Origin of the sequence: Streptomyces sp. NPDC002884, from assembly GCF_040295245.1 — a bacterium.
Lineage (GTDB): Bacteria > Actinomycetota > Actinomycetes > Streptomycetales > Streptomycetaceae > Streptomyces.
The window spans coordinates 263700-284547 of record NZ_JBEOVB010000007.1; the positions used below are offsets into that span (position 1 = coordinate 263700).

Below are 20848 nucleotides of genomic sequence, written 5' to 3' on the forward strand. Positions count from 1 at the left end.
CCGTCACACGGGCCTGTCACCACGGCCCCTGTCACCGCGGGTCTGTCACCGCGGGTCTGTCACCGCGGGTCTGTCACCGCGGGTCTGTCACTCGACCACGTGCCGTCCCTCGGGCCGGGCGCTGCACGAGGCGCGGAAGGCGCAGTGGGTGCACTGCTGGCCGGCGGTCGGGGTGAAGCGCTCGTCGAGGACCTTGCCGGCCGCGGTGGCGAGCAGGTCGCCGACCCACTCCCCCGCCTCGCCCTCGAGGGCTTCCTGCGCCTGCACCTTGGGCAGGCTCTCGCCGCCGTCCCGCTTGGCGGCGCTCTGCCGCAGCTGGACGAGTTCGGCGCCGCCCGGTGCGGGCCGTACTCCGTCGAAGGCCTCGTCGACGGCTCCCTCGCGGACGGCGAGCTGGTACACGGCGAGCTGGGGGTGGCGCTCCACCTCGCGGGCGGTCGGCGCGTGTTTGCCGGTCTTGAAGTCGACGACGTAGGCACGGCCTTCGCCGTCGGCCTCGACACGGTCCATCTGGCCGCGGATGCGGACCTCGTACTCGCCCGCTTCGAGGGTGACGTCGAAGTCGTGCTCGCTGGCGACCGGTGTGCGGCCCGTGCGGTCCATCACATGCCACTTCAGGAAGCGTTCGAGCGCCACGCGCGCGTGTGCCTTCTCCTGCGTGGACTTCCACGGGGCGTCGAAGGCGAGGGCGTTCCACACGGAGTCGAGGCGTTCCATGAGGACGTCGAGGTCGGCCGGGGTGTGCCCGGAGGCGACCTCGTCGGCGAGGACGTGCACCACGTTGCCGAAGCCCTGGGCGACGGTGGCGGGGGCGTCGGCCTTCACCTCGCGGCCCAGGAACCACTGGAGGGCGCAGGTGTTGGCGAGCTGGTCGAGGGCGCTGCCGGAGAGCACGACGGGCTGGTCGCGGTCGCGCAGCGGCACCTTGCTCTCGGTCGGCTCGAACATGCCCCACCAGCGGTACGGGTGGGCGGACGGCACCAGGGGCCTGCCGTCCTCGTCGGCGAGCGCGGCCAGCCGGGCCAGACGGCGGGCAGCGGCCTCCCGGAGGACGGCGGAGGCGCGCGGGTCGACCGTCGTGGCGCGCAGTTCGGCGACCAGCGCGGCGACCGCCAGGGGGCGGCGCGGGCGGCCGGTGACGTCCTTGGGCTCGACGCCGAGTTCGGTCAGGAAGCGGGAGGGCTGGTCACCGTCGTCGGCGGGGGCCTTCACGGCGGTGACGACGAGTCGCTCCCGCGCGCGGGTGGCGGCGACGTAGAACAGGCGGCGCTCCTCGGCGAGCAGCGCGCCCGGGGTGAGCGGCTCGGCGAGTCCGTCGCGGCCGATGCGGTCAGCCTCCAGGAGGGAGCCCCGGCGGCGCAGGTCCGGCCACAGGCCTTCCTGGACCCCGGCCACGACGACCAGGTTCCACTCCAGGCCCTTGGCACGGTGGGCGGTCATCAGGCGTACGGCGTCGGGGCGCACGGCACGCCGGCCGAGGGTGTCGGCGGCGATGTCCTCGGCCTCGATCTCGGCCAGGAAGTTCAGGGCGCCCCGGCCTCCGGTGCGCTCCTCCGCGCGCGCGGCGGTGGCGAAGAGCGCGCACACGGCGTCCAGGTCCCGGTCGGCGTTGCGGCCGGCCGCGCCGCCGCGCCGGGCGGACCGCTCCAGGCGCGTGGGCCAGGGCGTGCCGTCCCACAGGCCCCACAGCGCCTCCTCGGCCGTGCCGCCCCGCGCGAGGCCCTCCCGGGCCGTCGCCAGCAGCGCGCCGAGGCGCTGGGCACCGCGGGCGTACGTCGGGTCGTGGGCGACGAGCCGCACCGGCTCGGCCAGGGCGCGCGTGAGCAGCTCGTCGGAGGGCGGCGGCAGCGCGTTGCCCGCGGCCCGCTCCTCGTCGCGCAGGGCCCGGCCGAGGCGGCGCAGATCGGCGGCGTCCATGCCGGCGAGCGGGGAGGCTAGGAGGGTGAGGGCGGTCTCGGTGTCGAGCCAGCAGGCGTCCGCGTCCGCCTCGGGCCCCTCGTCCCCCGCCGGTGCCGCCGCGGAGGCCTCCGCGGTCGCCACCGCGCGCAGGGCCGTCAGCAGGGGTGCCACGGCGGGTTCGTGGCGCAGGGGGAGATCGTCGCCGTCGATGTCGAGGGGGACGCCGGCGGCGGTGAGGGCACGGCGGACCGTCGGGATCGTGCGGGAGCCGGCGCGTACCAGTACGGCCATCTCGCTCCAGGGCACGCCGTCCTCCAGGTGCGCGCGGCGCAGGATGTCGGCGACGTTGTCCAGCTCGGTGCCCGGGGTCGGGTACGTGTAGACCTCGACGCGGCCGCCTTCGCGTGCGGCGGCCAGCTCGCGGTGGGCGCGGACCTTCTCGGCCGGGAGGCGGGTCAGGGGCATCCGCCGGGTGAGCCGCCGGGTGGCGTCCAGGAGGGCGGCACCGGAGCGGCGGGAGGTGCGCAGGACCTCGACGGGGGCCGGACGGCCGTCGGGGCGCGGGAAGTCCTCGGGGAAGTCCAGGATGCCGTTCACGTCGGCGCCCCGGAAGGTGTAGATCGACTGGTCGGGGTCGCCGAAGGCGACCAGGCCGCGGCCGCCGCCGGCGAGGGCGTGCAGCAGCCGCACCTGGGCCGGGTCGGTGTCCTGGTACTCGTCGACGTACACGGCGTCGTACCGCGCGGCGAGCCGCTCGGCCACCTCGGGGCGGTGGGCGAGGAGGACCGCGCGGTGGACGAGTTCCGCGTAGTCGATCACGCCGTGCAGATCGAGCACGTCGAGGTACTCGGCGAGGAAGGCGGCGGCGGCGCGCCAGTCGGGGCGGCCGATGCGGTGCGCGAAGGCGTCCAGGGCCGCGGGGTCGAGGCCCAGTTCGCGGCTGCGCGCGAGCACCGCGCGGACCTCGTCGGCGAAGCCGCGCGTGGTGAGGCAGGCGCGCAGTTCGTCCGGCCAGCGCACATGCGCGAGACCGAGCCGTTGCAGGTCGAGCTGGCCGGCGAGCAGTTCGCGGACGGCCACGTCCTGCTCGGGTCCTGACAGCAGCCGCAGGGGTTCCACGAACAGGTCGGCGTCCTGATGGGCGCGGATCAGGGCGTAGCAGTACGAGTGGAAGGTGGTCGCCTGGGGCGCGCGGGCGGCTCCCATGCGATGCGCCATCCGGTCCCGAAGCTCCACGGCCGCCTTGCGGCTGAACGTGAGCACCAGGATGCGTTCGGGGTCGTCCCCGCGGGCGATCCGGGCCGCCACGGACTCGACGAGGGTGGTGGTCTTCCCGGTGCCCGGACCTGCGAGGACGAGCAGTGGACCGGCGCCGTGGTCAACCACGGAGCGCTGTGTGGCGTCCAGACGAGGGGGACCCACGCGGGCCGGCGGGGTACGCACCAGTCGGTAAGCGCCACGGTCCCCCTGTCGCCCCTGGGGGTGCGACAGGCGCCTGGTGGAGAAAGAGGAGCTCACGTGGTTCGCCGGTCCTGGTGGGTGTACTGGTTGACGGAGCGCCGCTCGGGGAGAGCGGTGATCACGGGATGAGGGGGACGCGTGCAGCCGACGCTACGCCGACGAACGGTCCGGAAGGACGGCTTCCGGTTCTTCTCTCGAGGCCCTCGCAGCCCTCACGCCCCTCCCGGCCCGCCTGTCGTGCACGTCCCTCGCCCCTCGAACGTACGCCATGCCACGGACGTGCCCTCTTTGCGCCGTTTCCCCCGTACGGGCCACAAGATCCCCTCGGCGCCGCCCGATGGCGGAAGCTGTCAGGTGTGACCTTCCGCGCGCCCGCCGCCGTCCCATCGAGCCCGCTTCATGTCGAGGCGCGGCAGGTGCCCCTGGGCGGCTCTGCCCGCCTGCTTCAGCGGCGTGCCCTCGGCGCGGTAGTGGTCCAGCGCCCGCAGCTCGTGGCCCGGGAGCAGCGCCCCGTCCGCGCGGACCACCCGCCACCACGGGACGGCGCCGCCGTAGAGGGCCATCACCCGGCCCACCTGCCTCGGCCCGCCCTCCTCCAGCCACTCCGCGACGTCCCCGTACGTCATGACCCGCCCGGGCGGGATCAGCTCCGCGACCTCGAGGACCCGCTCGGCGTACTCCGGCAGCGCGTCCGTGTACTCCGGGCGGGCGTCGTCCGGAAGGCTCTGCTCGCTCATCCGGCCCATCCTGCCCCACGGCACCGACAATGGGACGGGCCGGCGACCCTCTGTGACCCTCGCCCCCGGGCGGCGCTTCAGGCAGACTGTGCGCCCCCGCGTTTGCACCCTGATGCCCCCGTGTGTCAGTGGGGCATGCCACCATCGTGCGGGCGGTGACACCGGTGATACGAGATCAAGAAGAGACGATGAAGCAGCAGGGCGTGCATCCTGAGGGCGCGGACAGCACCTCTGACGCTGCCCCGCGCCCGGACATCACCGAAGAGGCACGGGAAGAGGTGCACATCGACGAGGTCGAGGGCGACGAACCGCTCCTTCCCGCGCGCGTGCACCGCCCTTCCGACCTGATGCGGCTGCTGGTGGGCGTGCTCGCCGTGGTCCTGCTCCTGGGCATCGCCGCATTCGCACACGGGACGACCTCCGGCCTCGAACAGGACATCAACAAGGGCACCGGACAGGCCCCCGATCTCCTCATCAAGATCGCGGGGCTGGCGTCCAGCATCGCGATCCTGCTGGTGCCGGTCGCGTTCGCCATCGAGCGGCTGATCAAGCGCGACGGGCTGCGCATCGCCGACGGCGTCCTCGCCGCGGTCCTCGCGCACGGTGTGACCCTCGCCACCGACCTGTGGGTCGCCAAGGCCGCCCCGGGCTCGATCCAGGAGGCGCTCACCCAGCCCTCCCCCGGTGACATCCACGCCCTCACCGACCCCGTGCACGGCTACCTCGCGCCCGTCATCGCCTATATGACGGCCGTCGGGATGTCCCGTCGGCCGCGCTGGCGCTCGGTGCTGTGGATCGTGCTGCTCCTCGACGCCTTCTCGATGCTGGTCACCGGCTACACCACACCGTTCTCGATCATCCTCACGGTGCTGATCGGCTGGACGGTGGCCTACGGGACGCTGTACGCGGTCGGCTCCCCGAACGTGCGCCCGACGGGGCGGACGCTGATGGCGGGCCTGCGGCACGTCGGCTTCCGCCCGGTGAGCGCGGCCCGCGAGGAAGGCCCGGACGCGGCCGAGGGCGACCGGGGCAGACGCTACTTCGTCACCCTGGAGGACGGTCCACCGCTCGACGTCACGGTCGTCGACCGGGAGCAGCAGGCCCAGGGGTTCTTCTACCGTGCGTGGCGCAATCTGACCCTGCGCGGCTTCGCCACCCGCAGCAGCCTGCAGTCGCTGCGGCAGGCGCTGGAGCAGGAGGCGCTGCTCGCCTACGCCGCCATCGCGGCCGGCGCCAACGCGCCGAAGCTGATCGCGACCTCCGAGCTCGGTCCCGACGCGGTCATACTCGTCTACGAACACACCGGCGGCCGCACCCTCGACTCGCTGGCGGACGACGAGATCACCGACGAACTGCTGCGCAACACCTGGCACCAGGTGCAGGCACTCCAGTCGCGGCGCATCGCGCACCGCCGGCTCGCGGGTGACGCGATTCTGGTGGATCGTTCCGGCACGGTGATCCTCACCGACCTTCGCGGCGGCGAGATCGCGGCCGGCGACCTGCTGCTCCGCATGGACGTCGCCCAGCTGGTGACGACGCTCGGCCTGCTGGTGGGCGCCGAACGGGCGGTGGCCTCCGCGGTGGGCGTGCTCGGACCGGACGCGGTCGCGGACTGTCTGCCGATGCTCCAGCCCATCGCGCTGACCCGCTCCACGCGCGCGACGCTGCGCCGGCTGGCACGCGAGCGTGCGCAACGGGAACGCGAGGCGGTCCTGGAGGCCTCGCAACAGGCCAAGCAGGCCCGCCTGGAGGCGGCAGGACACGACACCGCACCCGTCGTCCTCGAGAAGCCGGACAAGAAGGCCGTACGCGCGGAGGCGCGGGCCGAGAAGCGGGCCATCGACGACGCGCTCGAAGAGGCCCGCGAAGAGGACCTGCTGACGCAGATCCGGCACGAGGTGCTGCTGATCCGGCCCCAGGCGCCGGTCGAGCCGGCCCGGCTCGAGCGGGTGCGGCCGCGCACCCTGATGAGTTTCATCGCCGGTGCCATCGGCGCCTACTTCCTGCTGACGCAGCTCACCCACATCGAGTTCGGTCCGCTCATCGCCAACGCCGAATGGGGCTGGGTGGCCGCGGCCGTGCTGTTCTCGGCGGTGAGCTACGTCGCCGCGGCGATGAGCCTGCTGGGGTTCGTACCGGAGCGGGTGCCGTTCCCGCGGACCGTGGCCGCGCAGGTCGCCGGGTCGTTCGTGAAGATCGTGGCCCCGGCCGCGGTCGGCGGGGTCGCCCTCAACACCCGCTTCCTCCAGCGCGCGGGGGTGCGGCCCGGCCTCGCGGTGGCCAGCGTCGGCGCCTCCCAGCTGTTCGGCCTCGGCTGTCACATCCTGATGCTGCTGTCGTTCGGCTATCTGACCGGTACCGAGAAGACGCCGTCGCTGTCGCCGTCCCGCACCGTCATCGCGGGTCTGCTCACGGTGGCGGTGCTCGTGCTCGTGGTGACCTCGGTGCCGTTCCTGCGCAAGTTCGTCAGCACGCGCGTGCGGTCCCTGTTCGCCGGGGTCGTGCCGCGCATGCTGGACGTACTCCAGCGGCCGCAGAAGCTGGTCACCGGGATCGGCGGCATGCTCCTCCTCACGGCCTGCTTCGTGATGTGCCTGGACGCGTCGATCCGCGCGTTCGGCGACGAGTCGACCTCGCTCAGCATCGCCAGCGTCGCCGTCGTCTTCCTCGCCGGCAACGCGCTGGGCTCCGCCGCCCCGACACCGGGCGGAGTCGGCGCCGTCGAGGCGACCCTGACGGTCGGTCTGATCGCGGTGGGCCTGCCCAAGGAGGTCGCCGCTCCCGCGGTGCTGCTCTTCCGCCTGCTGACGCTGTGGCTGCCGGTGCTGCCGGGCTGGCTGGCCTTCAACCACCTCACCCGCAAGGGCGCCCTGTAGGAGGGCGCCGGCGCCCGTACCTCTTACGGCCCGCGCCCCGCGCGCGGGCCCGGGCACGACCGCAGGATGGGATCATGCCGAACCCCTCCCGCCTGCGCGCCGCCGCCGTGACCGCCACCGCCCTGTTGCTGTCCTCCATGGTGGCGGGCTGCGGCGACGATGCGCAGGACGAGGATCTGACGGCGCAGAAGCTGAGCTGGAAGGACTGCCCGGCCCCCTCCCAGGCGGAGGGCGGCGGCAGCGCCCCGTCTCCGCTGCCGGACGGCGACCAGTGGCAGTGCGCCACCATGAAGGCGCCCCGCGACTGGGACGACCCCGAGGGCGAGACGATCGACATCGCGCTGATCCGGGCCCGGACGAGCGGCGACGAGAGCCGCAGGATCGGCTCCCTGGTCTTCAACTTCGGCGGCCCCGGCGGCTCGGGCGTCTCCACCCTGCCCGCCTTCGGCGAGGAGTACGCGGCCCTGCGCACCCGCTACGACCTGGTCAGCTTCGACCCGCGCGGGGTCGGCCGCAGCGCCGGGGTGCGATGCGAGAACGACCAGCAGCTCGACGCGTACTTCCAGCAGGACAGCACGCCCGACGACGCCGCCGAGCGCACCGCGCTGCTGGGCAACACCAAGGACTTCAACGCGGCCTGCGAGAAGAACTCCGCGAAGATGCTGCCGAACGTGCGGACCACGGACGCGGCCCGCGACATGGACCTGATGCGCCAGGTCCTCGGCGACGACCGGCTGTACTACTTCGGCATCTCCTACGGCACCGAACTGGGCGGCGTGTACGCCCACCTGTTCCCCAAGAACGTGGGACGCGCCGTCTTCGACGCGGTCGTCGACCCGACGCAGACGTCCGAACAGGGCTCGCTCGGGCAGGCCGAGGGCTTCCAGCTCGCACTCGACAACTTCGCCGAGGACTGCACGTCCAAAACCGCGGACTGCCCCGTGGGGGACACCGCGCAGGACGTGAAGGACCGGATCGCGGGGCTCCTCCAGAACCTCGACGGCAAGCCGATCCCGGGCATCTTCCCGCGCGAACTGACCCAGAGCGCCGCGACCAACGGCATCGCGCAGGCGCTGTACTCGAAGGACTTCTGGGAGTACCTCACCGAGGGCCTGGAGCAGGCCTACGCCGGGGACGGCAAGGTCCTGATGCTGCTGTCCGACCTGATGAACGGCCGCAACGAGAACGGCGAGTACAGCAACATCACTGCCGCCAACATCTCCATCAACTGCGCCGACGACAAGCCGCGCTACTCCACCGCCCAGGTGCAGCAGAAGCTGCCGGAGTTCCGGGCCGCCTCCAGCGTGTTCGGGGACTTCCTGGCCTGGGGCATGGTCAGTTGCACCGACTGGCCCGTCGCCGGCGCCGCCGACCACCCCGACGTGAGCGCGCCCGGGGCGGCGCCGATCCTCGTCGTGGGCAACACCGGCGACCCGGCGACCCCGTACGAGGGGGCCCGGAAGATGGTGGACGCGCTGGGCCCCGGCGTCGGGGTCGAGCTGACGTACAAGGGGCAGGGGCACGGTGCGTACGGCAGCAAGAACACATGCGTACAGACGGCGGTGAACGGCTACCTGCTGAACGGCAAAGTGCCGGCGGCAGGGACCGTCTGCTCCTGAAGCCACCGCAGATTCCCGAGAAACCCGCAGGTCAAAAGGTTATCCACAGGCTCGGACGGGTGGGCCGTGCGCCGCCTAATATGGCCTGACAGCCGTTCGCCGCCGAGCGCGGACGGCCTGCGAGGGGGGAACTGCACATGGCGCGATTCGTACGGTGGACGGCGCTGGGGGCCGCCGCCGCACTGCTGGTGACAGGTTGCAGCGGCGGCGCGTCGGACGGGGACGGGGACGACAAGGGCGGTCCGGCCGCCTCCTCCGCGGCGGGCAGCGCGACCGCTACGACGTCCGCGCTGCCCGCCTCGCTGACCGGGCAGAAGCTCGACTGGGGACGCTGCAGGGCCACCGCGGACTCCGCCGCGCCGGGCAGCGACTGGCAGTGCGCGACGCTGAAGGTGCCACTGGACTGGTCGAAGCCGGACGGCAACACGATCGGCCTCGCCCTGGTGCGCACCAAGTCCCGCGCCGAGGGGAGCAAGCGGACCGGCTCGCTGCTGTTCAACTTCGGCGGACCCGGCGGCTCGGGAGTGTCCACGCTCCCCTCCTACGGCTCCGCCTTCTCCTCGCTCCGCGAGCGCTACGACCTGGTGAGCTGGGACCCGCGCGGGGTCGGCGCCAGCGAGGGCGTCCGCTGCCGTGCCGACAAGGACATCCAGGCCGCCGAGTCCCTCGACTCCACCCCGGACACCGCGGCCGAGGAACAGGCGTACTTCGAGGACGCCACCGACTTCGGCAAGGGCTGTGAGAAGGCCGCCGGAAAGCTGCTGGCGCATGTGTCGACGACCGACACCGCCCGCGACATGGACCTCATGCGCCAGGTCCTCGGCGACGCGAGGATGCACTACTTCGGCATCTCCTACGGCACCGAACTGGGCGGCGTGTACGCCCACCTGTTCCCGAAGAACGTGGGGCGGCTGATCCTCGACGCGGTCGTCGACCCGAGCGCCGACGCGGTGGGCCACGCGCAGAACCAGGCCCGCGGCTTCCAGCGGGCCCTCGACGACTACCTCGAGTCGACGGGCCAGGACCCCGCGAAGGGCAGCAAGAAGATCGCGGATCTGCTGGACCGGATCGACACCGACCCGCTGCCCACCTCGGACGGGCGGAAGCTGACGCAGACGCTCGCGGTCACCGGCATCGTCCTGCCGCTGTACAGCAAGCAGAGCTGGCCGAGCCTGACCAGCGCCCTGGAGTCGGCCGAGGACGGGGACGGCTCGGAACTGCTGACGCTCGCCGACGGCTACAACGAGCGGGACACCTCGGGGCACTACGGCACGACGACCCACTCGCAGCGGGTCATATCGTGCCTGGACGACAAGCAGCGGCCGACCGCCGAGGGGACGAAGAAGCTGCTGCCGGAGTTCGAGAGGATCTCGCCCGTGTTCGGGGACTTCCTGGGCTGGGACACCGCAGGCTGGTGCCACGACTGGCCGGTGGCCGGGCAGTACGACACCCCGGAGGTGAGCGCGGCGGGCGCGGCGCCGATCCTGCTGGTCGGCAACACCGGGGACCCGGCGACACCGTACGAGGGTGCGCGGAAGATGGCGGACGAGCTCGGCAAGGGCGTCGGTGTGCTGCTCACCTGGAAGGGCGAGGGGCACGGTGCGTACGGCAGCGGGAGCGACTGCGTCGACTCGGCGGTGGACGCGTACCTGTTGAAGGGAACGGTGCCGAAGGACGGCAAGGTCTGCTCATGACGACGGCGGGGGCTTCGCGCACTCGTGGTACGCGAAGCCCCTGCCGAACGGACCGGTCACCCCGGTGCGCCAGGGGAACGGCCGGGTCAGTAGATCGGCTTGCTCGGCTCGATCTGGTTGACCCAGCCGATCACGCCGCCGCCGACATGCACGGCGTCCGAGAAGCCCGCGGACTTCAGGACCGCGAGGACTTCCGCACTGCGGACACCCGTCTTGCAGTGCAGGACGATCTTCTTGTCCTGCGGCAGGCCCTCCAGGGCGGTGCCCAGCAGGAACTCGTTCTTCGGGATCAGCTTGGCGCCCGGGATGGAGACGATCTCGTACTCGTTCTGCTCCCGGACATCGATGATCTCGATGTTCTCGCCGTCGTCGATCCACTCCTTGAGCTGCTTGGGAGTGATCGTCGAGCCGGCCGCCGCCGCCTGGGCCTCCTCGGAGACGACGCCGCAGAAGGCCTCGTAGTCGATGAGCTCGGTGACGGTCGGGTTCTCGCCGCAGACCGCGCAGTCGGGGTCCTTGCGGACCTTGACCTGGCGGTACTGCATCTCCAGGGCGTCGTAGATCATCAGGCGGCCGAGCAGCGGCTCGCCGATGCCCGCGAGGAGCTTGATCGCCTCGTTGACCTGGATGGAGCCGATCGACGCGCACAGCACGCCCAGCACGCCACCCTCGGCGCAGGAGGGGACCATGCCCGGCGGCGGGGGCTCCGGGTAGAGGCAGCGGTAGCAGGGACCGTGCTCGGACCAGAAGACGGACGCCTGGCCGTCGAAGCGGTAGATCGAGCCCCACACGTACGGCTTGTTCAGCAGCACGCACGCGTCGTTGACCAGGTAGCGGGTCGCGAAGTTGTCCGTGCCGTCGACGATCAGGTCGTACTGACCGAAGATCTCCAACACGTTCTCGGCCTCGAGCCGCTCTTCGTGCAGGACCACGTTCACGTACGGGTTGATGCCGAGGACGGAGTCGCGGGCGGACGCGGCCTTGGAGCGGCCGATGTCGGCCTGGCTGTGGATGATCTGCCGCTGGAGGTTCGACTCGTCGACCTCGTCGAACTCCACGATGCCGAGCGTGCCCACGCCCGCCGCGGCCAGGTACATCAGCGCCGGCGAGCCCAGGCCGCCGGCGCCCACACAGAGCACCTTGGCGTTCTTCAGCCGCTTCTGCCCGTCCATCCCGACATCGGGGATGATCAGGTGGCGGGAGTACCTGCGGACCTCGTCTACGGTGAGCTCAGAGGCTGGCTCGACCAGGGGTGGCAGCGACACGGGGACTCCGTTGGTCGGTCGATCACTACAGTTGTTCTCCCCGTAACACTGTCATGGCCTTCTTCATTCCGAGACACCCGTTCCGATCCGCGAGACGAGTTCGTCCCAGTAGCCGGGCAGGGTCTCCCACGGGTCGCCGAGGCCGCCCCGGTCGGTGCCGTCGGTGAACCAGATCGTCGCGGCGCCCTGCCAGCGCGCGATGCGCAGCGCCTCGTCGAGGTGGCCGCGCGGCACGCCGTGGACGAGGTGGCAGAAGCGCTCGGGCGGATGCTCCGCGGTCCACTCGGCCACCTGCGACCAGCGGTAGTCGCTCCAGGAGCCCGAGAAGGTGACCACCTGGTCGGCGAGTTCGGCGTAGCCGGGGTACGGGTGCGTGCCGTGGCCGAGGACGATGTGGGGCGCGCCGCCGAGGGCGCGGAGCGTCCCGACCGTGCGGCGCAGCTCGGGGAGGGCGGTGCGCCCGGCCGGGCACCGGTCCAGGAGGAAGCCGTCGACCTGGTACCAGTCGAGGTGGCGCTGTGCGTCGGAGATCACCTCGGTGGAGCGACGGGCGCCGTAGCGGGTGTCGAGGTGTCCGAGGACCCGGACACCGGCGTTGCGCAGCCGGCCCGCGGCGTCCAGACAGCGCGGGTCGGGGCGGTCGCCGGGGCCGTCGGCGACGTCGAGGACGACCCAGTGCAGGGGTCTGCCGGGGCGGGCGAGTTCGCGCCATTCGGTCGGCGCGAGCAGGGGGTGCGCGATGCCGGGGACGCCGAAACCGGTGCGGACGTCGGTGGTGCCGGCGCTCGCCGTGCCCGCCGGAGTTCCGGTCAGATACGACATGCCGCCTCCATCCAGATGTCGGCGAGGGACTCCTCGAGGTTGATGCGGGGCCGCCAGCCGAGCCGGTCCCGGGCGGTGCGCACATCGGCCTGCTGCCAGCTGCCGCAGCCGTCCGGATACGGGTACGCGACGGGTCCCGCGTGGTCCGGCTCGGGGCGGGGGTGGCCGATGGCGGCCCTGAGATGGCCGCCGGACGGCCCGTCGAGTTCGTGCAGCGCGCCGCCGTACCCGGCCACGCGCGCGAGGACCGCGGCGGCGTCGCGCAGGCGGACGGCGCGGCCCGAGCCGATGTTGATGACGCCCTGCGCGGCGGAGAGCGAGGCCGCGTGCACGGCGCGGGCGACGTCCCGGACGTCGATGAAGTCGCGTTGCACGCCGAGGCCGCCGAGCTTGAGCTCGCCGTCGCCGGACTGCATGGCACGGCGCATGGCCTCGGCGAGCCGGCCCAGCGGGGAGCCGGCGGGCGTGCCCGGACCGGCGGGCGAGAAGACCCGGAGGACCACGGCGTCCAGACCGGAGCCGAGGACGAGTTCGGTGGCGGCGAGCTTGCTGACGCCGTACGGGCCGCCGGGGCGGGGCACGGCGTCCTCGGCCGTCGAGGAGCCGGGCTGGCTCGGGCCGTACTCGGCGCCGCAGCCGATCTGCACCAGACGTGCGCCGCAGCCGCTGCGGCGCAGGGCCTCGCAGACGGTGGCGACGGCGACCGTGTTGTGCCGGGTGAGCTCGCGGGCGCCGCCCCGCGTGGTGCCCGCGCAGTTGACGACGACCTGGGGGTGGACCGCGTCGAGGAAGCGGGTGAGCGCGCCGGGGCTGCCGGACGCGAGGTCGAAGCGGACGTCGGCGTCGTCGCCGCGGCCGAGCGCGGTGAGCTGGACGGCCGGGTCGGCGAGCAGACGGTCGGCGACGAAACGGCCGAGGTAGCCGTTGGCTCCGATCAGCAGGACCCTCATCGTGCGGCTCCCGGGGTGTGCGCCGCGGTCGTCGACGGGGCCGCCGGGGCTCCGGTCGCCGCGTGTCCTGCGGCTGCTCCTGTGACCGCGGGGGCGCCTGGGACCCCGGGTGCCCCGGTATCTCCGGTCGCTCCGGATCGGGAGGTGGTCATCTGGTCTCTCCTTCAAGCGTGTTGCGGTGGGCTGCGTCTGGGTGGAGGAACGAGTGCGCCGCACGGTCCGGGCACGGCGGGGCTTGCGCCGCGCCCGGTGGCCGAGACACCGACGGCGGGCGTCGGAGGAGCGGACGCCGAAGGAACGGACGCCGGGGGAACGGGCGGGTGCGGGGGCGGGCTCGGGCCGGCACGGCTGGTCCGCTCAGCGCCACCGGCCGGTTCAGCCCCGCCGGCGCGCTCAGCACCGCCGGCCCGCCCAGCACCGCCGGCGCGCTCAGCACGGCTGGTCCGTTCGCGCGTGGGCCGAGGCCCGGGTCAGCGTGCGGGTCGCGTGGAACAGCAGGGCCAGCGCCGCGGTTCCGCAGACGAGGGTCGGGACACCGGCCGGACCCCAGGCGGTCACGAGGCTCTCCACGGGGGTGGCCAGGAAGTCGCAGTCCGGGAGCCGGCCCGTGAAGACCGTGGCCGGGGCGAGCGCCTCCGCCGTGCCGACGGCTCCGAGGACGACCGCCGGGACGTGGGTGAAGCCGTGCGCGGTGAGGAGACGGGCGAGGAAGAGGAGCGCGCCGAGGGTGAGGGTGTGGCCGTACTCGGCCGGCTCACCCAGGACCGCGGCGCACAGCGGGGTCAGCGCGGCCAGCGCGCACAGGAACAGGGCGAAGGTGCCGAGCAGCAGCGGCTGCACGGAGGCGGCGAACTCCTCCAGGCCACGGCTGGTGTCCAGTCGGCGCCGGGCCCGTACGGCGAGGAGGTGGGCGCACAAGGCGGCCGGGGCGCAGGCCAGGGTGAGGGTGAGCAGCGGTGCCGCGGCGAGGGGCCAGGGGCCGTCGGCCGTCCCGTCGGGCAGGCCGTCGGGGCCTCCGGCGACGGCGACGCGCAGGAGGCTGTCGCCGAGGGCCGCGTAGCCGAGCAGCCAGCAGGTCCAGGCGCCCGTGCGGTGCGGGCCCGGGTGGGCGCCACGGTGCGGGCTCAACGGGCCCCGGCGCAGTACCGCACGCACGGCGAGGACGACGGCGAGGACGCCCGCGGCGGCGACGAGCAGACATGTGCGCCCGTGGGTGAGACGCACACCGGTCACGGTCGCGGCGCACAGGACGCCGGGCAGGAGGGTGAGCAGTGCCCGGTCCAGACGGGGTCGCGGGGACGCCGTGGCCGGGGGCGGCGGGGGCGCGTCGCCGTCGCGGGGGACGCGGGCGTACATCTCCTCCGCGAGGGAGAAGACGTCCCGGTGGCGGAAGCGTGCCGCGGTGCGGTCGGTGACCCCGTGGGCCTCCAGTCCCGCCGCGATCTCCAGCGGGTCGACGGCCCGTTCGCACAGCTCGCGATGACGGTGCATCAGGGCTTTCACCGGGTCCGCGGCACCACGGCGGGCAGCGGCAGGTCTGCGCCCGTCGGCGGCGGCGACGGGCTCCCCGAAACTCCCCGGCGCCTCCGCAGCCCCCCGCTCTTCCCATGTTCCCGGCGTGCCCCGCGTGCCCCGTGTTTCCGGCGCGCCTCGCGTTTCCGGCGTTCCCGGCGTTCCCGGTCGGTCCAGTTCGTCGAGCCCGCTCATCGTGCCCCCTCCGTCGCGGCGATCGGCGAGGTGTCCCGGGCCGGGGGCCCCGCCGCCCAGCCCGGACCGCGCCGGGCGGTGACACGCGCGTCCCGGCCGGTCCAGTGGCCGGGCAGACACGCCTCGGCCGGGACGGCGAACGGGCGGGGATCGCCGTCGTCGAAGATGAATCGCCGCACCGGGGCCTGGGCGACGAGCTCCAGGTAAATGCCGTGAAATGCCGTGATGTTCTGCTCGACCGTGAAGAGTTCCAGGGCTCGGGCGCGGGCGGCCGCGCCCAGGCGCGCACGGCGGTCGGGGTCGCGCAGCAGCGCCACGCACGCCTCCGCGAGCGCCCGCGGATTGCGCGGCGGAACGACCAGTCCCGTGCCGCCGATGACCTCGACCACCGCGCCGACGTCGGTCGACACGGTCGCGCGGCCGCAGAACATCGCCTCGACCAGACCGACCGGGAACCCTTCGACGACGCTGGACAGGACGACCACCGCGCCGGCCGTGTACGCCTCGGCGAGGGTGGGCGCCTCCGGGCCGCCGATCTCCTCGAAGGACACCGGGTTGTCGCCGACGGCGTGCGGCCCGTCCGCCTCGTCGGGAAAGAGCTGAGCGGCCAGCACCTTGCAGTGGCCGAGGTAGGCCTGCTGCCCCTCCGCCCCGGCCGGAGCGGAGATGATCCGCAGGCGCGTGCGCGGTTCCTCCTTGCGGACTTCCGCGAAGGCGTGCAGCAGGGAGACCAGGTCCTTCGCCGGTTCCACCCGGCCGACCCAGACGAGGGTGTGTGGATCGGCGGTGTCGAGGGAGTCGCCCGCCTCGGCGAAGCGGGACGCCTCCATGCCCGGGTAGACGGTGCGCAGTTTGGCGCGGTCGGCACCGCAGCGCTCCTGCCAGCGGCGGGCGTGTCTGTTGCCGGGGGTGACGCATGCCGCCTGCCGGTACACCTCGGCGGCGAGCCGACCGTGGAGGGCGGCGACCAGGGCGCGTACGGCGGGAGCCGCCTCCGCGGACGGCACGCTCCCGGAGCCTTCGGGCGAGGGGCCCGTCCCCGAGCTCAGATAGTGCGTCCGCAGCCGGACCCCGTACTCGGTGACCAGCAGCGGGACGTCGAAGAAGTGCCGCGCGAGCAGCCCGGGCAGGGCCGCCGCGCCGCCGGACGTGGCATGGCACAGGTCGACCGCGCCGAGGCCGTCACCCCCGTCGCCTGCGCCTTCCTCCCCGTACCAGTCGAGCGAGAGGGGGCGCAGGGCGCGTTCGAGGTGCGCGGCGACGGCGAGCAGCTCAGGTACGCGCGCCTCGCGCGCCGTCCGCAGCGCGCCGGGCGCGCGACAGGCACGTTCCAGGGTGCGCACGGCGCTTTCCGAGCGGAGCGCCCCGACCAGGCCGCCCTCGTCCCGGGCGAGTTCGGCGAGGCCGTACAGCGCGTTGGCGAAACGGTCCGCCTGAGCGGTCGGAGCGGCCTCCGGGGGATTCGCCGGGTCCGGGGGGTCCCCCTCGCACAGCGCGGTCACCAATTCGCCGTAGGACTCCGCGAAGCGCCGGCGCGCGCGCCTGCCGTAGGCGACCCCGTCGTCCTCGGCCGTCCACAGCGGTGCCGTACGCACCCGGCTCACCTGCGGCGGAAGCTCGACCCAGCCCGCTTCCTCCTGGTGTCCGGCGCGGCTGAGCGCGTAGACGTCGAACTCGTGCTGCCCGAGCCCGCGCACGAGCCGGTCGCACCAGAGTCCGGCGTCACCGCTCAGATACGGATAGCCGCCCTCCGTCAGCAGTCCGATGCGCACGCCCACTCCCGATCTCCCGTTTGGGGAGCCGCCGTTGACCCGGCGGCTCGCAGCGGGACGAACGTATGCGGACAAGGTGGTGGCGCGACGGACGGTTGTCCGTCGCGCCACCAAAAGGGGTGAACGGTCGTAACTTTCCCGTGCGGGTCGCGTTCGGTCGCGCTAAGAGATCATCCGACTTCGCAACGTCACGTCACTCGCGTCCCGCGGGTCTCACGCGAGGGCCGGCTCCCGTCGCTCGGCGCGTCGTCGGGCGGCGACCGCGGGGTCGAGCGCCGGTACGGCGGCCAGGAGCTGCCGGGTGTACGGGTCCCGCGGCGACTCGTACACCTCGTCGGCGGGCCCCTCCTCGACGACACGGCCGCGCCGCATCACCGCGACCCGGTCGCTGACCTGGCGCACCACGGCCAGGTCGTGGGCGACGAAGACCAGCGCGAGGCCGAGTTCGCGCTGGAGTTCGCCGAGCAGGGCGACGACCTGGGCCTGGGTGGTCACATCGAGCGCGGAGACCGGCTCGTCGCACACGATGACGCGCGGCTCGGCCGCGAGCGCCCGCGCGATGCCCACGCGCTGGCGCTGACCGCCGCTGAACTCGTGCGGGTAGCGGTCGTAGTGCGCCGCTTCGAGCCCCACGCGCTCCAGCAGTTCCGTCACGCGCTCCCTGACACGTGCCTCACCCCTCCCCCGTGTGCCCCGTACGCCGCTCGCGCCCCGTGCGCCCGGTGCGCGAAGCGGGTCGGCGATGGACTCGCCGACGCTGCGGCGGGGGTTGAGGGAGGAGACGGGGTCCTGGAAGACCATCTGCACGGTCGGGTTCACCCCCGACGACACCCGTCCCTCGTACCTGACCTCGCCGGCCGTCGGCTCCAGCAGTCCGACCAGCATCCGGCCGAGCGTCGTCTTGCCGCTGCCGCTCTCCCCGACGACGCCGAGGGTCTCGCCCCGGTGGACGGTCAGCGACACGCCGTCGACGGCCGTGAGGGCCCGCTTGCCGCGCCCGAACTCGCGGCGCAGCCCGTGTGCCTCCAGCACGACCTCGCCCGACGCCCGGCCGGCCGGCCGCCGCACGTCCGCCCGCGGCCCGCCCGCATCCGGCCCACCGGCGTCCGGCCCACCGGCGTCCGACGGCCGTACCTCAGGCTGTCGTACCTCAGGCTGTCGTACCTCAGGCTGTCGTACGTCGGGCTCTCGTACGCCGGGCTTGTCCGGCCCGTCCCCGACCGCGCGGCGTGCCTCCACGCGGGGCACGGCGCCGAGCAGCTCGCGCGTGTACGGCTGCGCGGGAGCCGCCAGAACGGCTCCGACCGGCCCGTGCTCGACGAGCCGGCCGTGCCGCATGACCAGCACCTCGTCGACGCTCTCCGCGGCCACGCCCACGTCGTGCGTGACCAGCAGCAGCCCCATCCCCGTCTCCTCGCGCAGGGTGTGCAGCAGGTCGAGGATCTGGGCCTGGACGGTCACGTCGAGCGCGGTCGTCGGCTCGTCGGCGATCAGCAGGTCGGGCTCGCAGGCCAGCGCCATGGCGATGAGGGCGCGCTGGCGCATGCCGCCGCTGAACTCGTGCGGCCGCGACCGGGAGCGCCGGACCGGGTCCGGAATTCCTACCCGCTCCAGGACCTGCACCGCACGCGCGCGTGCAGTACGGCGGGACACGCGCGTGTGCACGCGGTACACCTCGGCGATCTGGTCGCCGATCGCGTAGTACGGGTCGAGGGAGGACAGCGGGTCCTGGAAGACCATCGCCGCCCGGCCGCCGCGCAGCCGCCGCAGTTCCTCGTCGGACGCGGTCTGCACGTCGGTACCGGCGACCCGTACCGAGCCGCCGACGGCGGCCCCCGTCCCCCGGTGCAGTCCCAGGAGCGCCGAGGCGACCGTGGATTTTCCGGAGCCGGACTCACCGACGAGGCTGAGGGCGGCGCCCTCCGCCAGACGGAAGGAGAGGCCGTCGACGGCGCGCAGAGCGCCGAACTCGACCGTCAGGTCCGTGACTTCCACCAGGCTCATGCGAGCACCACCCGTCGGTCGGCCACCGCGTACAGGACGTCCGCGACGGCGTTGGCGAGGACCACGAAGAAACCGATGACCAGGACCATCCCGACGACCACCGGAAGGTCCACGACGTTGACCGCGTGCACCAGTTCCTGTCCGATGCCGGGGAGCCCGAAGAGGGTCTCGGTGAGCACCGCGCCGCCGACCGCGGAGCCGAAGTTGTTGGCGTTCAGCGCGATGACCGGCGCGAACGCCCCGCGCAGCGCGTGCCGCCCGATGATCGACCGCTCGCCGACGCCGTACGCGCGGAAGGTGCGGATGTGGTCCTCGGCGAGGGTCTCCAGCATCGACGACCGGGTCAGCCGGGCGAACGAGGCGGCCTCGATGAGGGCGAGCGAGAGCCAGGGCAGCAGCAGGTTCCACGCCCACTGTTCGGGGTCGTCGGTGAGGTTCACGTACTGCGGGAAGGGCAGCAGTTGCAGCTCGCCGCAGACGACGATCATCAGGATGAGGCCGATCACGAACACGGGCGTGGCCGTTCCGGCCAGGGTGACGGCGGTCAGGACGCGCTCGGTGAGCCGCCCACGCCGCCAGGCCGAGAGCACGCCGGTGCCCACGCCGAGGATCAGCCACACCACCATCGCGCCGAGGACGAGCGACAGGCTCACCGGCAGCTTGGTCAGGATCAGCCGGGTGACCTGCTGATCGCTCTGGTACGACAGCCCCAGGCAGGGCGCCGGGCAGTGCTCCACGGAGGTGCCGGTCGAGTAGTCCTGGCCCGCGACGAGGCCCTCGAGGAAGTGCCAGTAGCGCAGGTAGAGGGGTTCGTCGAGGCGCAGTTGCTCGGCGACCTGGTGCACCTGGGCCGGCGAGCAGCGCGGACCGCAGGTGATCTGGGCGACGTCGCCGGGGGTGACGTAGAAGACGACGTAGACGATCACCGAGATGGCGAACAGGGTGAGGATCGTGCCGATGCCCCGGCGCAGCACGAAGCCGCCGAAGCCGCTCATGAGGACGTCTCCTTCTCGGCGGCGGTGTCCGCCCGGTGCTCGCGCCGGCGTCCCGTCCCCACCCGCAGCCGGGAGGCCGCGCGCGGGTCGAGCGCCGTGCGCACGCCGTCGCCGAGGACGGTCAGCGCCAGGACGGTCACGAAGAGGGCGCCGGCGGGCAGCAGCAGGTACTGCGGGGCCGCCTGGTACCAGACGTCGGCGGCGGTGAGCATCTGCCCCCAGGACGGCGTCGGCGGCTTCACCCCGACCCCGAGGAAGGACAGCGCGGCCTCGACGGTGATGTTCTGCGGCACGAGCAGCGCCGCGTAGGTGATGACGGGGGCGGCGAGCCCGGGCAGGAGTTCCCGGCGGGCGATCCGCCAGGTGCCCCAGCCGCTGAGCCGGGCCGCCGACACGTAGTCGAGCCCCTTGAGGGTCAGCGTCTGGGCGCGCACCACCTTGGCGACGTTGCCCCAGGAGATGAGGCCGATGACCAGGGTGACCAGCACGGGCCGGGGGAAGCTGGCCGGGACGATCGCGAGCAGCGCCAACGACATGATCATCAGCGGCAGGGCCACGAAGATGTCGGTGATCCGGCTCAACAGTTGATCGACCCATCGGCTGCCGAGCGCGGCGGCGATGCCCAGGGTGACGCCGATGGCCACCTGGATCACGGTCGCGGCCAGCGCGACGCCCAGGGACACCCGGGCCCCGTGCACCAGACGGGCGAACAGGTCGCGTCCGGTCTGCGGTTCGACGCCGAGCCAGTGGTCGCCGCCGATGCCGCCGAGCGGTCCGACGGGCACGCCCCCGCGCGCGGAGTCGATGAGGGAGGGGTGGTAGGTGGTCGGGTCCTGGCCCTCGATGGCGGTGAGCAGCGGCGCGGCGAGCGCGACCAGGACGAGCAGGGCGACGACGACCGCCGCGACGAGGGCGGCGCGCTGCGCCCGCAGCCGCCGCCAGAACTGACGGGCCCCCGAGGCCCCCGGGACGGACGTGGGGTCCGTACCGGGGGCCCGGGCGGCGACGACGGCCTCGGCGGCCGCCTCGGTGACTGCCTCGCTCACG

Annotated in this window: 13 protein-coding genes; 3 read left to right on the forward strand and 10 right to left on the reverse strand. The window is 73.3% G+C overall.

Annotated features, from left to right (window positions below; translation table 11 throughout):
• Positions 1-87: 87 nt before the first annotated feature.
• Entirely contained in the window at positions 88-3417 is a 3330-nt protein-coding gene (locus tag ABT070_RS17745; protein WP_351761153.1) for an ATP-dependent helicase, read from the reverse strand.
• A 293-nt stretch (positions 3418-3710) separates the two neighbouring features.
• A complete protein-coding gene (locus tag ABT070_RS17750; protein ID WP_351761156.1) occupies positions 3711-4097 on the reverse strand; it encodes an MGMT family protein in 387 nt (128 codons plus the stop codon).
• 188 nt (positions 4098-4285) lie between these two features.
• On the opposite strand from ABT070_RS17750, the gene ABT070_RS17755 reads away from it, so the two are divergent.
• From ABT070_RS17755 to ABT070_RS17765, 3 genes are all read left to right on the forward strand, one after another.
• Entirely contained in the window at positions 4286-6973 is a 2688-nt protein-coding gene (locus tag ABT070_RS17755; RefSeq protein WP_351761159.1) for a lysylphosphatidylglycerol synthase domain-containing protein, read from the forward strand.
• 74 nt (positions 6974-7047) lie between these two features.
• Positions 7048-8592: an alpha/beta hydrolase gene (locus ABT070_RS17760; RefSeq protein ID WP_351761162.1), complete on the forward strand. Its 1545-nt coding sequence runs from the start codon at positions 7048-7050 to the stop codon at positions 8590-8592.
• Positions 8593-8729: 137 nt separating this feature from the next.
• Positions 8730-10286, forward strand: a complete 1557-nt coding sequence (locus ABT070_RS17765; protein WP_351761165.1) for an alpha/beta hydrolase — start codon at positions 8730-8732, stop codon at positions 10284-10286.
• An 86-nt stretch (positions 10287-10372) separates the two neighbouring features.
• On the opposite strand, the gene moeZ is transcribed toward ABT070_RS17765, so the two are convergent.
• The 8 genes from moeZ to ABT070_RS17805 all read right to left on the reverse strand — a co-directional run bounded on the left by moeZ (position 10373) and on the right by ABT070_RS17805 (position 20847).
• Entirely contained in the window at positions 10373-11551 is a 1179-nt protein-coding gene (gene moeZ / locus ABT070_RS17770; RefSeq protein ID WP_351761168.1) for an adenylyltransferase/sulfurtransferase MoeZ, read from the reverse strand.
• A gap of 63 nt (positions 11552-11614) precedes the next feature.
• A complete protein-coding gene (locus ABT070_RS17775) occupies positions 11615-12373 on the reverse strand; it encodes a spherulation-specific family 4 protein (protein WP_351761172.1) in 759 nt (252 codons plus the stop codon).
• The gene (locus ABT070_RS17780; RefSeq protein ID WP_351761175.1) at positions 12361-13323 is read right to left on the reverse strand and encodes an NAD-dependent epimerase/dehydratase family protein; all 963 of its coding nucleotides are present in this window, start codon (positions 13321-13323) and stop codon (positions 12361-12363) included. Before ABT070_RS17780 ends, ABT070_RS17775 begins: the two co-directional genes overlap by 13 nt.
• 429 nt (positions 13324-13752) lie before the next feature.
• The gene (locus ABT070_RS17785; RefSeq protein ID WP_351761178.1) at positions 13753-15030 is read right to left on the reverse strand and encodes a hypothetical protein; all 1278 of its coding nucleotides are present in this window, start codon (positions 15028-15030) and stop codon (positions 13753-13755) included.
• Positions 15027-16802, reverse strand: a complete 1776-nt coding sequence (locus ABT070_RS17790; protein WP_351761181.1) for a DUF3492 domain-containing protein — start codon at positions 16800-16802, stop codon at positions 15027-15029. The genes ABT070_RS17785 and ABT070_RS17790 overlap by 4 nt, the downstream gene beginning before the upstream one ends.
• Positions 16803-17015: 213 nt before the next feature.
• Positions 17016-18806, reverse strand: coding sequence for a dipeptide ABC transporter ATP-binding protein (locus ABT070_RS17795; RefSeq protein ID WP_351761184.1), 1791 nt, complete (start codon positions 18804-18806; stop codon positions 17016-17018).
• A complete protein-coding gene (locus ABT070_RS17800) occupies positions 18803-19801 on the reverse strand; it encodes an ABC transporter permease (protein ID WP_351761187.1) in 999 nt (332 codons plus the stop codon). Before ABT070_RS17800 ends, ABT070_RS17795 begins: the two co-directional genes overlap by 4 nt.
• Complete coding sequence (locus ABT070_RS17805; protein ID WP_351761190.1) at positions 19798-20847, reverse strand: ABC transporter permease; 1050 nt, start codon at positions 20845-20847, stop codon at positions 19798-19800. The genes ABT070_RS17800 and ABT070_RS17805 overlap by 4 nt, the downstream gene beginning before the upstream one ends.
• Between the last annotated feature and the right edge of the window lies 1 nt (position 20848).